Source organism: Bradyrhizobium sp. USDA 4353 (assembly GCF_054063215.1).
This window is the reverse complement of record NZ_JBSSGB010000001.1, coordinates 3,241,478-3,255,648: the sequence shown is the minus strand read 5'-3', so window position 1 is coordinate 3,255,648 and position 14,171 is coordinate 3,241,478. Positions and strand designations below refer to the sequence as shown.

Annotated in this window: 13 protein-coding genes; 3 read left to right on the top strand and 10 right to left on the bottom strand. The window is 65.1% G+C overall.

What is annotated here, in order from left to right; all coding sequences use genetic code 11:
* Positions 1-211 precede the first annotated feature (211 nt).
* The 10 genes from ACVILH_RS14325 to ACVILH_RS14280 form a co-directional block, all read right to left on the bottom strand.
* Positions 212-3,715, bottom strand: a complete 3,504-nt coding sequence (locus tag ACVILH_RS14325) for a type III effector HrpK domain-containing protein (RefSeq protein WP_456713469.1) — start codon at positions 3,713-3,715, stop codon at positions 212-214.
* Positions 3,716-4,034: 319 nt separating this feature from the next.
* On the bottom strand, positions 4,035-4,667 hold the full coding sequence (locus ACVILH_RS14320; protein ID WP_456713468.1) for a CpaD family pilus assembly lipoprotein: 633 nt from the start codon (positions 4,665-4,667) through the stop codon (positions 4,035-4,037).
* Positions 4,668-4,690: 23 nt separating this feature from the next.
* A complete protein-coding gene (locus tag ACVILH_RS14315) occupies positions 4,691-5,968 on the bottom strand; it encodes a type II and III secretion system protein family protein (RefSeq protein WP_456713467.1) in 1,278 nt (425 codons plus the stop codon).
* A 324-nt stretch (positions 5,969-6,292) separates the two neighbouring features.
* The gene (locus ACVILH_RS14310; RefSeq protein ID WP_456713466.1) at positions 6,293-7,057 is read right to left on the bottom strand and encodes a tetratricopeptide repeat protein; all 765 of its coding nucleotides are present in this window, start codon (positions 7,055-7,057) and stop codon (positions 6,293-6,295) included.
* A gap of 84 nt (positions 7,058-7,141) precedes the next feature.
* On the bottom strand, positions 7,142-9,133 hold the full coding sequence (locus tag ACVILH_RS14305; protein WP_456713465.1) for an FHIPEP family type III secretion protein: 1,992 nt from the start codon (positions 9,131-9,133) through the stop codon (positions 7,142-7,144).
* A gap of 10 nt (positions 9,134-9,143) precedes the next feature.
* Positions 9,144-10,058 (bottom strand): SctD/MshK family protein, encoded by a 915-nt coding sequence (locus ACVILH_RS14300; RefSeq protein WP_456713464.1) that lies wholly within the window; start codon positions 10,056-10,058, stop codon positions 9,144-9,146.
* A 148-nt stretch (positions 10,059-10,206) separates the two neighbouring features.
* Positions 10,207-10,386 carry a hypothetical protein gene (locus tag ACVILH_RS14295; RefSeq protein ID WP_456713463.1) on the bottom strand — a complete coding sequence of 60 codons (180 nt, stop codon included), beginning with the start codon at positions 10,384-10,386 and terminating at the stop codon, positions 10,207-10,209.
* 210 nt (positions 10,387-10,596) lie between these two features.
* The gene (locus ACVILH_RS14290) at positions 10,597-10,818 is read right to left on the bottom strand and encodes a hypothetical protein (RefSeq protein WP_456713462.1); all 222 of its coding nucleotides are present in this window, start codon (positions 10,816-10,818) and stop codon (positions 10,597-10,599) included.
* A gap of 124 nt (positions 10,819-10,942) precedes the next feature.
* Complete coding sequence (locus ACVILH_RS14285) at positions 10,943-11,149, bottom strand: hypothetical protein (protein ID WP_456713461.1); 207 nt, start codon at positions 11,147-11,149, stop codon at positions 10,943-10,945.
* A 64-nt stretch (positions 11,150-11,213) separates the two neighbouring features.
* Complete coding sequence (locus tag ACVILH_RS14280) at positions 11,214-11,750, bottom strand: nodulation protein NolW (protein WP_456713460.1); 537 nt, start codon at positions 11,748-11,750, stop codon at positions 11,214-11,216.
* 396 nt (positions 11,751-12,146) lie between these two features.
* Between ACVILH_RS14280 and sctL the strand changes: the two genes are divergently transcribed.
* The 3 genes from sctL to sctJ are packed head-to-tail and all read left to right on the top strand — an operon-like array spanning position 12,147 to position 14,161.
* A complete protein-coding gene (gene sctL, locus ACVILH_RS14275) occupies positions 12,147-12,758 on the top strand; it encodes a type III secretion system stator protein SctL (protein ID WP_456713459.1) in 612 nt (203 codons plus the stop codon).
* 58 nt (positions 12,759-12,816) lie between these two features.
* A complete protein-coding gene (locus ACVILH_RS14270) occupies positions 12,817-13,296 on the top strand; it encodes a hypothetical protein (protein WP_456713458.1) in 480 nt (159 codons plus the stop codon).
* A gap of 4 nt (positions 13,297-13,300) precedes the next feature.
* The gene (sctJ, locus tag ACVILH_RS14265) at positions 13,301-14,161 is read left to right on the top strand and encodes a type III secretion system inner membrane ring lipoprotein SctJ (protein ID WP_456713457.1); all 861 of its coding nucleotides are present in this window, start codon (positions 13,301-13,303) and stop codon (positions 14,159-14,161) included.
* Positions 14,162-14,171 lie beyond the last annotated feature (10 nt).

Genomic DNA, 14,171 nt, shown 5'->3' with positions numbered 1-14,171 from the left:
AACCTGCGAGTCGCTCTGATGCTTCGGAAACGTGCAGACCTCGTGCATCTCGGCGTGCTTTGTCCAGATCGAACGCGTGCCGCCATGGCGGACAGTCGTTTCAGATTCACCGTTCATGATGGCCTCGCGTCAATCTGCTCAGTCGGCCGAGTGCGAGGAAGATGCTCCGCACTCGGCGGCTCTGGACGAAGCCGCAACGCGCGCGAGGCTGCTAGCTGCCGACGCCGACCGATGGCGGCTCCGGAAGATCTCCGCTTTCGACCGGACCTCCGGTGATGCCGTACTGATTCAGCACCGGCAGGACCTCGCCCTGGAATTCGCTCGAGCGCCGCTGCTGCTTGGCACCCTCGATGCCCAGATAGACAAACAATCCGATCAGCCCGAGCACGCCCGCACCGATCGCAAACGCTCCTCCCAAGGCCGCAAGGCTCGCCCCCAGAGCGGCCAGATCGACCCCGACGAAGCTGGTCACTCCTGCGGCGACCGCAATGCCGGCGGCAGCGTCGCCGAGGGCGAACACGCCCGCGATCACGCCGGCCGTGCCCGATGCGATGCTGAGCGCACCATTCGCCTTGTCGCCGTCGGCGAGTTGCCCGACACCGCTGATGATGCCGAGAACGCCACCGATCGTGCTTCCAAGGCCGCCGATGAGCTTACCGGCGTTCTCGAGAATCTTGAGATCGGCCGACGTCATCTTGGCCAAATTGAAGTCTGGATTCTTGGCGGCGTATTTTCCTCCTGCCTCCAGCGCGGTGCCCATCACGATGCAGCCCGAGGAGACGAGGCTCGCAATCTGGGCCGGCGACGTGTCGCCCGTGGTCGCCTTCGCGGCCAGAACGCCGCCGGCGATCAGCGAGCTCACGGCATGGAGCACGCCCGTGCCGTAGGCACCCTGGATGGTCTGATTGCCGAGATTGGGGAACTTCAGCTTGTCCAGCGCGTCGGACACCTTTGCGCCGCTGCGCACTGCGTCGAACACTTGGCGGAAGGCGTTGACGATCTTATCCTTCGAGACCGGCTTGCCATTCTCGTCGGTGAACAAGGTCGGGTCCTGAGCCTCGACCTGCGCAATGATGGCGTTGAGTTGAGTTTCGTCCAACTGGCCGTTGCTGGATGCAAATATCTTGGTGAGCTGGTCCGCGCCGGCGCCGCCGAGGACTGCTTCGGCGACGATATCGCCATAGTTCTTTGCCAAGGTGGCGTTGTTCTGCTGCACCACACTTGCTGGCAGCACGGCGCCGAACGAGGCCACTTCGGAGGCAAAGTTCGCAAGCGCGGTGCCTTGATCGGTTCCGCTGGACAGCGCGTCGCGCAGATCCTTACCGGTGACCACGTTGTTCTGGTAGTAGGCCAGGATCTCCTGATAGTGGCTGGATTTCTGGACGATGCCGGCAATATTGACATCGATGGTCTTTCCGCCAGACCCGAGCGCCTGGGCGAAGAAGTTGCCCGCCTGCACGAAAGACGCCAGCGCGCTCGGCAAGCTGACGGGCTTGCCGTCCGTCCCCTTTGCGGCGATGGCGGCATCCAGCGTCTGACCGTTCTGGAACGCCTGATAGGAGCTCTTCACGCTCGCCAGCAAGGATGGATCGTCGGCCAGCATGGACTGCAGATTGCTCGTCACCGTCGTGGACAGGAACTTCTGCACATCGGCGTCGCCGCTGAGCTGCGAGATGTGAGTCAGGAGATCGTTGGCGACCTTGTTGATGTTGGGGTTGAGGTTGGGATATTGGCTTGTCCCGGCATCCGGCCATAGTCCCGCTTTCTGTCCCGCCAGCAGCTTGGCATAGGTCTGCTCGAGCTGCGCGAGCACCGCGGCCTTCTGCGCGCCCGTGTAGTTCCCCGGATGCGCGAACACGTCGGCGGTGAGGCTGGACGTATCGGTGCCGGCCACGGCGCTGACGAGCGATGCGTGCTGCATGACGCTGGCAAAGTCGGCGTCGCTGACCGGCGCGGCGTCCTTCAGCCAGGCCTCGAGATTGGATCGCACCACGATGTTGTCAGGCTTGGCGGTGGCGGAATCGTCGCCCGCCACGTCGAGCAGTTGGAACATGCCCGGTTTGGAGAACAATCGCGCCGCTTGCGACAGCTCGGCTCCATAGATGGCCGGATTGGCGGCCACCACCTGCAGATCCTCGATGCTGATATTGCCGTTGCCCTTGGACTTGTCGGCAGCGCCGGAGATCAACGTGGCGTTCGCGGTCAGCAGCGATTCCTGGCGCGCCAGCTCCTTCGATTCGGCGCTGGCATTGGGATGCTTGCTCAACCACTCCGAATAGCCCTTCGTGGCTGCGCTGAGATCCGCCTTGGCATGGCTGATGAACCCCTTCACGTCGTTCAGGGTGATCGTTCCATCCGCCGCGCCGTCGCCGCCGCCAGCATCGAGCGCCTTCATGAGCGCGGGGTTCGACGTCAGGATCTTCAGGTCGTCCTTGGCGGCCTGAGGCAGATCGGCTGGTGGATTGGCGAAATTGACGCCCTGGTGCATGCCCCACTCGTCCCAATGCGCGGCGAGGTCTGCGGCGGCGGTAAGCGGAGTGTTGAGGGCCTGCTGATCCGCGGCATTGGGCGCCAAGGAGTTCCAGTCAGACGCCTTGGTGGCAACGGCAGCGGGGTCCTTTGCCTCGTCCGCCATCTTGCCGATGAACGATTGGACGGCGGCAAGCGTGATGCGATCACCGGCCTTGCCGCCGGCTCCCTGCACGATGGCATTGAACAGCGTCGGATGCTGCGCGAAGTAGGCCAAGGTGTCCTTGGCCTGTTGCGGCAGCCCGGCGGGCGGATTGTTGAAATCGACGCCCTGGTGCAGACCCCACGTGTCCCAGTTCGCGGCGAGCCGTTCGGTCTGCAGCATGCCCTCATCCGGCGTTGCCGTACCGGCTGCCTTGATCGCCGCGGCGGTCTCCTCCACGCCCTTGCCGAGATAGGCGTTGACGGCCGCCTGCGTGACGGCATCGCCCGGCTTGCCGCCGGCATTGACCACGATCGCATCGAGCAGCGCCGGATTATCCGCAAAATAGCCGAGCACCTTCTTGGCTTCCGGCGGCAGGTCCGCCGGAGGATGGGCGAAGTCGATGCCTTGGTGCAGACCCCAGGCATGCCAATTGGCCGTCAGCTCGGCCGCATACCCCAAGGTCGGATTGAGCAGATTGACGCGGGCGGAGTCGGCGCCTTTCAATCCCTTGAACTGCAGGCTGACGTCGGCATTGAGCGCGTCATTCCTGGTCTCCTTGATGAAATCGTCCAACGCGGCGTGGGTGACCGGGTCACCCGCCTTGCCGCCGCTATGATCCTGCACGATGCCATTCAGCAGCGTCGGATGATTATTGAGATAGTTCAGAACATCCTTCGCGTGCTGCGGCAGATCGGCTGGCGGAGCGAAGGTGATGACCGCGCGCCCCGACGCATCGGTGCCGATCCATTGGGTCATGGTGTGCATGCCCCATTTGTCCCAATTCGCCGAGAGCTCGCTCAGCATCTGCTGCTGGGTCTCGCCGGTGGTCGGATCGACGCTGTCGGTTGTCACGCCCGTGAAGGTGTCGAGGTTTTGCAGCGCCTCGTCCGTGCCGCTCGGAGGCTTGGGGCCGGCGCCATTGTTCTGCTGCAGCAGCTTGGCGTCGAACTGGACCTGCGCATCGATGACCCAGCGATCGTCGTAGGCCGGCAGACCATCCGGGCCTGGATGGCGATTGGAGGCGGTGGGCTGAATGGACATCGTCTTCCTCTTGAACGCGCGGATCGCATGGCTTGGGTGGTTGCCGGTACGGATCGGTCCGAGAGAACGCTGCAGCGTTCATTGATCGGCGCGCGCACGATAATTCTGAGTCGGACGAAGCTGGACGGATATATTCCTAATATATTCCGGTCGCAGCCGGAACAGCGTCCTACACGACGTCAATCTCAATGGCTGGCGTTTATCCGTACGATGAGCACATCGCGAAGCGCGCGCGCTTCTCCCGCGCGTGCGGACATGATCATGTTCGACATTTCAAACAACGACGATCCGAACCACATGATGGCCCGTCAGTCGGAGATCATGGCGTGGCCGTCGTCTTCACACGATCGGACGGCGGAGGCACCGGCGCAAGCTGGTGGCGCTGACGCGCGATGGCGCTCGCCGCCGGCTCGCCCTCGCCTCTCACCCGTCCCTTGCCGGAGATCAGATCCTCGGGATCGGCCACCATCCTGGCGAGGCCGTTCAAGGTGCTGCAGCCGAGCGCCGGATCGGACGGATTATCGTTGGCAGAGGTATAGTTGATTTCGGGCAGCACGTCGCATTCGACGGCCCCGACGAAGGAGCGTTCGGCAGTGATCCGGGCCATGCCGGCGGCCGACGCCTTGCTCCGACCGCGCGCCAGCATCACGTGATCCCGCGGCACGCCGGCCGAGTCGGCGGCGGAGAGCACGATGCCGGCGCACGCGGAGGAGATGGGCGCCACGACGGCCAGCCGCAGGCTCTCGGGGCGACCGCCCGCCATGTCCTCCAGGAAGCGCAGGATGGACCCCTTCGCGCGGGAACACGCGGCGAGCGGCAGCTCGTAGACGCGGCTGACCGTATCGATCGCGAGCCGCGGCGAGGCCTGCGCCTGGACTCCGCTCATCGCCCAAGCGACGATGATGGAAGCGGCCGCGAGCGCAGGCGAGAACCGGACAATGGACGAGGACATCGATCGCGCTCCAGCTGCCATGATCATTCGAACATGAATCCGGCGTCGCCGCGCAGATGCGGCGTCGGCGCCCGCGGCCGGCCGGCTGCCCTGCCCGGCTTGGTCACCGCGAGTTGCCCGAACAGCAGACGGTCGAGGTCGGTCGACGGACCGACGAAATCGGTCGGCAGCCGGATCGACGATTGGTCGTCGAGCGGACGCACGATGTAAGGCGTGACGATGATCACGAGCTCGGACTCGTTCTTGCGAAACTGGGTCGAGCGGAACAATGCGCCGAGCACAGGGACATCTCCAAGGCCCGGGATCTTGTCGATCTCGGTGTTGAAATTGTCCTGCAGCAGACCGCCGATGATAAAGCTCTGGCCGCTGCCGAGCTCGACTGTCGTCTCGGCACGCCGCACCGTGAGGCTCGGGATCTGGGTTCCATTGAACGTCACCGCGCCGGCCGTCGACAATTGGCTGACCTCCGGCCGAACCTGGAGACTGATGAGGTCGTGCGACAGCACGGTCGGCGTGAATTCCAGGCCCACGCCGAAGCGACGGAATTCAATCGACACGTTTCCAAGCGACTGCGCGACCGGAATCGGAAATTCGCCGCCGGCCAGGAAGTTCGCCTTCTGGCCAGAGACCGCGGTGAGCGTCGGCTCCGCCAGGACAGACACCAGGCCCTCCTGTCCGAGCGCGTCGATCAGGGCGGTGACGTTGAAGCCGCGGGGACCGACAGAGTTTCCCGCGCTGTTCGACAGCGCGATGGTGAACCCGCCGGTCGACGCGATGGCTTGCCAGGTCACGCCGAGCTGCTTGACCGCGTTGCGCGACACCTCGGCCACGCGAACCCGCAGATTGACCTGCAATCCGCCATTGACGCGCAGCTCGTTCAAAGGCGGCTCGTTGTCGCCGAGGAACTGCGCCGCGCTCGCACGCACCTTCTCGGCGATTTCGGCCGACGGCACCGTCCCGCTCAACACCGCGCCGCGCGGCGTGCGCGTGAGCGAGACCTTGAGGTCGCCGAATTGCGCCTTTAGCAACCGTCTGAGATCGCTATCGTCATGGCGGACGACCACGACGAAGGACGCGACCGTCGCGCCATCGGAGTCCAGCGCGAACAATGTCGTGCGACCCGGCTTCTTTCCGAAGACGAAGACGCGGTCGGCGTGCGGGACCTGGACGTCGGCGATCGCGGGATCCGCGACGAAGATCCTGGCAGCCGTGCGTCCAAGATCGATCAACTCACCTTGGGACATCGACACGCGGACCTCGTCACGCCGGGCTGCCGCGGAGACGTCATCAACGCGCGCCATCAGCACGATCGCTAGCGCGACAAGCAGACAATGAAGGCTCGTGAGAACGGCTTTGTCGAGGAGACGAGCAACGCGCCCACGATGCTCCTGCTTAGCCTGCGTGCCGGATCGTTCGGTCTCCATCGCCGCGGCAATGGGGCCGCGACGCCCGCAATTTGCTGTGGTCATCCACACAACTCAACTCCGAACGCCACACGATTGCATACTTATGAGCAACATCGTAGCGCCTCCATCATCGGCGACAAGTGCATGCGGGTAACACAGAACAGTTCACGGCTGCGGCTTGGCGCGCAGGAACTACGATGACAAGGACGCAAGCGATGATCATCGCCGCAGCTGCGCCAGCGCCTTGAGATTGCTCTGGACATCGTCCTCCTGCAAATCGACGCGGGCGAGCTTCCTGGCGTCGTCCTCGTCTCCGCGCAAAGCAAGGACCAGCGCAAGGTTCTGCCGCGCGCGCGGCACGGCGTCGGGTCCGAGCGCGATCGGGCGAAGCTGGCGGATGGCGTCGTCATATTGTCCGCTGAGGCCGAGCGACAGTCCGAGATTGTTGCGGGCCGCGACGAAGTCCGGGTCGATCGTCATCGCCTGACGATACTGCTGCTGCGCCTCGACGTGGCGCCCGAGCGCATCGAGCGCCATGCCCAGGCCGTTTCGCGCCAGCAGCGCCTGCGGATCGACCGCGATGACCGCCTCGAAGGTTGCCTTGGCCTGCTCCGGCTCGCGGGCAGCAAGCTGGGCCTGCCCCACCCGGATGCGATGCGAGACGTCGTCGGGCTTCAGCCTGCCGGCTTCCTCGAAATGGCGAAGCGCGGCTTCCGGTTGGTCGCGTGCGACCAGCGCCCGGCCCAGCGCTGCCTGCGCCTCCGGCTGTTTCGGATCGGCGTCGACAGCGCTGCGATACAAGGCGTAGGCGCCATCCTTGTCGCCCTTGGCTTCCGCCGCGCGCGCAAGGCGCATCATCTTCGCTGGCTCCGCCTGCTCTGCCGATGGCATCGGCACGCCATCGACGACCGACGCGCAGGACGCAAGCATGGTCGCTCCCACCAATAGTCCGGCGAGCCTTGCCAGAGCGACGAGCTTCGGCATCCGCTTTCTCACCTGCTTCTCATTCCGGAACTGCATTTTTTCCAACTCATTTTGATGACGCTCGCAACCGCCCGGCATCGCCGATCAAGCGGCGTTCTTGCCGGCGATGCGGATCGTCTCGACCGGCTCGACCGAGAACCCCGGAGCGATCTCCTGATAGGACAGGACCGAAACATCAGACGCTGCCTTGACCAGGATCCCCCAGACGACACGGCGGATATCGCTCGACGTCAACACGACACAGCGCCGGCTGCCGTCGGCGCGGTCGGCCGCTGCGAGGCTGGCTGTCACGCGATCGACGAGGCGCGCGGCGAGCTCGGGATCGGCGGCGGACGCCACGCCATCAGCATGTTGACCGGCGGACCGAATGAGCGCCTCGGTCTCACGTTCGAGCACGAGGCATCGGATCGTCTGCCGCGCGTCCGCCGAGGAAAAGCAGATCTGACGCTTCAAGGCCAATCGGAGCTGCTCGGCGAGCGCGGCCGAGCTCGCCTCTCGACCACCCCATTCGACGAGCGTCTCGAGGATCAGACGCAGATTGCTGATCGAGACCTGCTCTTCCAGCAGGCGCCGCAGGACATCCGTCATCCGCGGCAGCGGCACCACGCGTTGCGCCTCGCGCACGAGGTCCGCATAATCGCCGTCGAGCCTGGCAAGAAGCCTCTTCGCCTCCTGAATGCCAAGGAATTCGGCGGCGTGACGAACCAGGAACTGCCTGAGCTGCTGCGTCATCATGTCGATCGAAGCATCAGGACGATCGTTGGCGCCGGAGCTCGCTTCCGCGCTGGCCGATTTGATCCGCGGCGCCTCGTGCCTGACGTCGGCGACCACAAGAGGAACGGCGTTGAGCTCGATGCGGTAGTGATCCCGGTCGAGATCGGACGCTTGCGCGAAGCCGACGACCGGGCACGCAAATCCATAGCGGTCCGCCACCTCCTGGCGCGCGCTCCGGACGCGCTCTTCGAACCCGCCGCGGCGCAGTTGATCGAACAAGAGAGGTTCGGCGACAACCATGATCGGCGCCGTCGGCAGCGCGGGCATCGCGAGCCCGGCGCCAGGCGACACGGCCTCGCGCATCCCCGCCGCGCGCGGCTGCCGCCCAGATCGGCGCCCCAGGAATTCCGCGAGACCAATGCCTCCGAAGGTCGCGCCGAGCAGCAGGAAGATCGCGGCCGGAAACCCGGGCACCCAGGCAAGGCCGAACATGATCAGGCCCGCCAAGCGCAACGAGTCCGGCCGCGCCGCGATTTGTCCGACGACGTCCGAGCCGAGATTGGTGCTGCCGTCGGTCGTGACGCGGGTCACGACCGTGCCGGCGGCCATCGACACGAACAGGGCCGGGATCTGCGAGATCAGCCCGTCGCCGATGGTGAGCAGGGAATAGATCTGCACGGCCTCGCCGAGGCGGAGCTTGTGCTGCAGAGTGCCGACCGCGATGCCGCCGATCAGGTTCACGGCGATGATGATGAGGCCGGCGATCGCGTCGCCCTTGACGAATTTCATCGCGCCGTCCATGGCGCCGTAGAGCTGGCTCTCGCGCTCGAGCAGACGGCGCCGGCGGCGCGCCTCGAGCTGATTGATGTCGCCGTTGCGCAAGTCCGCGTCGATGCTCATCTGCTTGCCCGGCAGCGCATCGAGCGTGAAGCGCGCCGCCACCTCGGCGACACGTTCCGATCCCTTGGTGATCACCACGAACTGGACGATGGTGATGATCAGGAACACGACGAGGCCCGCCGTGACGTTCTGCGCGATCACGAACTCGCCGAAGGTGCGGATGATCGCGCCCGCATCCGCCTGCACCAGCACCAGCCGGCTCGTCGAGATCGAGATCGAGAGCCGGAAGACCGTCGAGATGAGAATGATGGCCGGCAGCGCCGAGAACTCGACCGGCGCCGTCAGGAAGAAGGCCACCATCAGCAGCAGGATCGAGAGACCGATGTTGAGCGCGATCAGGAAGTCGACCAGCACGGTCGGCATCGGCAGGATCATCGTCACGATGGCCGTGACGATGATCATGACGACGACGAGGTCGCGCCGCGCGCCCGCCCATGTCAGGAGATTCTGCAAGGTGGTCATGCGCGATCGGCTAGAGCTGGAGAACGAAGACCTGGGCGCTGCGCCGCAGGGTGATCCGTCCACGCTCGATGCGCTCGATGCTCCAGCCATCGTTGACCAGGGAGCCTTGGAACAGCTTCTGGCCGCGCTGATCGATCACATAGGGCACCTTGCCGGCCCAGATCGACTGCACCGACAGGGGCTCGACCATCGCTGGGACTTGCCGCGTCTCGACCTTGCTAATGAGAACCACGCTGGTGCCGAAGGTCTCGTCGAACCACTGCCGGGCCTGCTGCCAGGCCGGGAGCGCCGCCGGATCAGTCGCCCCCCTCGCGACCACCGCCTTGGCCTCCACCGACACGTCGATCGCGGTCAAGCCGACTGCGCTCAAGCGTTGGCGCAAGGCCGCGGCCGCAGTCTCCGGCGTGCTCACCACTGTGCGATCAGCGTCGGGCCGGAACGTAACCGCCGCGAGCCGCAAGTCCTCATCCGGCGGCTGCGACGCGCATGGCGCCTCGCACGCAGCCGCCACCACGCCGGCCGGCGCCTGCGACCCAGATCCCGACGCGATGAACGATACCAGCATCACCGCAACCGCGAGCGCCGAGACGCCCGCCATCGTCTGAACGGCTCGGCGCATCCCGGACAAGTGCGAGGCGGGCCGCTGCCAACGAAGACAAACGCCGTCGATCACCAGGTCTGACGGAAATCGCGCGATGCCGACATCCCCCGTCAAGATGCGCGTGTCGTTCAGATCGACGGCCGCTCCGAGGTTTTCGACGCGGAGCTCATCGACATCGGCCTCGACGCGAACCGCCATGTCGGAGATGGTCGGGTCGGCCAACGAGATGTCCGCCTGGACGGACCGTCCAATCGTGTAGCTGTCGTTCGTCAGGCGCTCGACGACACCCGTGTGGTGACCCGACTGGACCTGCAGTTCGATCACCGGCGATCGCGTCTGACGCATGGCTGAGAGCTCACTTGATACAAACAAAAAACAAACCGCCCGAAGGCGTCATCGGCAGCAGGGAGGCGGAGCGATCGGCGAACCGACGCTCCGCGCTGTTACTTGGAACCCGAAGGCCGAAGCGATATCAGCCGATGTTCGGACGCTGCTGGGCAACCGTCTCGATCGAGCCGAGCTCGGTCTTGATCGAGGTGATCTTGGCGTTGGTCGCGATCGCCTCGTTGAAGGCGGCCTGCATCTGCGCGATCGAGGAATCGACCGAGGTCGGGGTGGTGGTGGTGCCGGAAGTCGGGCTGACGGTGGTCATGACGAGAGCTCCTGTTGACGTCGTTGGCTTGTCGTACGGCCGTGCGGTCTACCGCCTTGGGCCGGGAGGTGAACGTTCGGATCACAGCAATCCGCACCTGCGGTGCGCTCTACTGCTCCCCTGGTTTCACCTCTCGGCCGAAGCACGCTTGCTGACCGTTGGGAGAGGAGCTGGACGATGCATCGCCCAGCTCCGTGGTGGGCTCGAACATCAACCGATGTTCGGGCGCTGCTGCGCCACCGTCTCGACCGATCCGAGCGTGGTCTTGATCGAGGTGATCTTGGCGTTGGTCTGGATCGCCTGGTTGAAGGCCGCCTGCATCTGCGCGATGGAGGCATCGACCGTCGACGGCGAGCCGTTGTTGGCACCGCTCGAGCTCGACGCTCCCGAGGAGGAGCCGCAATCATTGTGACAGCAGGAATTGACCGACATCAGTGAGTTCCTTTCGGGTTTGCATACTCCGAGCAGCAGGACCACCATGGCACGGCCGCCCGGACGTATCGGGGCGCGACCGGTCGCGCGGCCGCGAATGGATCAATGTGAGGTCGAGGGACGATCAGCCGGCAGGATCGGGCGCATTGGCGTTCTGATCACCCGCTTCCATCATCTCCTGCGTGGCGTCCTGGATCACCGGCATCAGCATGAAGCTCGCAAGTTGCGGCATCATCTCCTGGAGCGCCTCCTCGAACTTCGCCTGGTCGGAGTCCGCCGAGGCCGGCTGCGCGCTTGCTCCGGTCACGCCTGTCACTGCATCAACACTCATTCACCTGCTCCCCTGTTCAGTCGCGCCCGGCTTTCCGATCCCTGTAGCGAGCCGCGACCCATCCTCATGGAACGCTGCCGTCGCCAGCCAGCTTGACGACCGCGGTCTGGTCACCGCGATAGACGACGACCGCCGACGGCTCCGCGGCGTGCGGCCGCGTCGCGGTCTTCAGTGCGGCCAATGTCCGCTCGACATGCGCCACGTATTGCGGTGGCCCGGCCACCAGCAGAAGGTCGGATTGCTTGACGGCGCGCAGCGCGAAGCGCTCGTCGTTGAGGCCGAGATCGGCCATCGTCGCTTGCAACCGCTCGACCGGAACGCCGGACCGCGGCACCATCTGACTGGTGTTCTCCTTGGCCGCGCTCACATAGAGACGGAAGCTGTCGTAGTACCATTCGAGGCCGAAGTTGGCGCAGAGATAGTCAAGAAACTCGCGCGGCGTGAGCACCGGCAACGGTCCGCGCACGCGGCCATGAACCGCGGCACTCACCTCGATTCGCACGCCCGCGTTGCGCCCGAACTCCTGCAGCACGACCGGCAGATCCTGCTCGACGACACTGTATTGGTAAGCCCCCGAGGGCCATGCAGGCTCGCCGGCCATGCTCGGCGAGGAGTCCGCGAAGATGAGCAAGGAAGCGAGAAGAAGCGAGACTGCTGCAGAGATCGTCCGAAAAGCGCCACAATGGGTCTCGCACGAGACGCGACGCGCCGACGGTCGGATCGGGTCGAAGCACAAGCTCATCGGACTCCCCATCTACCTACTGCCCGCGTCCCATAGCGACAGCCCTGCCCCCGCAAGACAACGCTCGTCGTGCAACTCATGAGCTCAACCACGAGATCTCGGGTGGAGTGCCGACCAACAGCGCCTGTTGCTGCGGAGGACTATTAGTTTACAGATCGTTTCGTCAACACGACGCACCGCGATATATTTCGAATATTTTCTGACAACATTCGGCGCATGCCCCTATGTTGAAACCGAAATTGCTCGGAGAGTGGAATGGCCACAGCAGCGCAAGCAGCGATTGCGGAAGGGCGACGGCGACTGGACAGCCCGATTGTCCGAGCCGATCAACTGCCCGTCTGGCACGCAAGCCGGACGCAGATCGAGGATGCGCAGCAGCGCAGCGCCGAGTTGCTCGCCAGCGCACAGCAGGCCTATGAGGCGGAGCGGCGCCGCGGATTCGATGATGGGCGTCGGGCGGGCGTCGAAGAAGCCGTCCGGCTGATCGCGTCGACCAAGGCGAGCTGCGACGCTTTCGTCGCGCAGCTCGAGACCGATTTGCGGCAGATCGTGGTCGACATCCTGCGTGACATGCTGGCGCCGCTCGATCCCGCCGAGCTCAATGCGCGCGCCGTCAATAAGGCCGTCGAAGCGATGCAAGGACGCGGCGAGCTGGTGGTGCGCGCTGCGCCGGACAACGTCGCGCCACTGCGCGAGCACCTCGCGCGCATCATGCCCGAGCCGGCGCTGCGGGTCGACGCCGATTCGAGCGTTCCGGACGGAGCGTGCCTGCTCGTCAGCGCGTTCGGCCAGATCGATCTGACCATCGATACGCAGCTGCAGCTGCTGACGGAGAGCCTGCTCTCATCCTGCGCTCAGGCGACATGACGCTGCGTCCTGCGGATTTTGCATAGGCCGGCGATCGCCGGTGGTTGGAGATCACGACATGAGCTTTGTTGAGGCCGTGGAGGCAATCAGCTCGACGGTTGCTCCGCGCGGCGCCGCAGCTGCGCCGGGACAGGGAGCATTCCAGCTCGCCCTCGACCAGACCGCGGGGCAGCCGACCGTCGCTCCGCCAGCCGTGGAAATGCGCATCACGCCGCCTCCCTCCTCGGACGGCTTCGGCGGCAAGATCATGGATCATCTCGGCGCCTTCTACGACCAGGCCCAAGCCTGGCAGACATCGGGATTCGCAGGGCGCGCGGAGTCGTCGCCAGCCACCGACGTCACCGGGTCGATCCCACAGCCATCGGCCTCCGCAACGGCGGTCCCTGAAAAGACCGGCGCGGCCCCTGCCGTCTTCGATGCCAAGCATGCCGCAGCGATGCTCGAGCAGGCTTTTGCGTTCGCCATCGAGACCACCTTGGTCTCCAAGGCATCGACCGAATCGACGCGCATCTTCAACACATTCCTGAAGGGCCAGTGATCCGATGCCGATCGGTGGATTGCGACGGCAGCATGTTCGACTGCAGCGTTGGCCACGCGCGCTCGGCGTGACGCTGGCGGTGTCGTCGATGCTGCTCCTGTGCGGTTGCAAGGTCGATCTCTACAGCAAGCTGCAGGAGCGCGAGGCCAATCTCATCGTCGCCACCTTGCTGCGCAACGGGCTCCCGGCCGATCGCGTCGAGATGAAGGACGGCACCAGCACGGTGCGCGTCGAAGAGACGTCGTTCGCCTCAGCCGTGACGCTGCTGAACGCGGCGGGCCTGCCGCACGCGAAGTTCCAGACCATGGCGGAGATTTTTCCGAGCGAAAGTCTCGTGGCGTCGCCGACCGAGGAGCGGGCGCGATTCATTTTCGCGCTGAGCCAGGAATTGTCACGCACGGTCTCCGAGATCGACGGCGTGATCTCGGCGCGGGTTCACGTCGTGCTTCCGAAGAGCGAGCCGCTTCGTCCCGATCAGACGCCCTCATCAGCCTCGGTCTTCATCAAGCATGACCGGCGCATGCAGGCGGCCGCGCTGCTTCCGCAGATCAAGACGCTGGTCGCGAACAGCGTCGAGGGGCTCGCCTATGACAAGGTCTCGGTGGTCTTCGTACCGGCCAGCGAGGATGGTCTGGTCGCATCGGGCGTCCCGGTGGAGCCCATCGCGGGCGCGGATCGTGGACGCGTGCCGATGCCAGACATGCGCATGGTTGTGATCAGCGTGGGCATCGGTCTTGCCGTATTCGGCGCAGCGCTGCTGCTGTGGCTCTGGCGCCGCGGATCGACGCACGGCCCTGCGGATTCCGGTGTCCACTTCACCGATGCAACCCATGCCTCGCGCCGGCCGCTCCGCGCAGCCGAGTGAATGAAGGCAG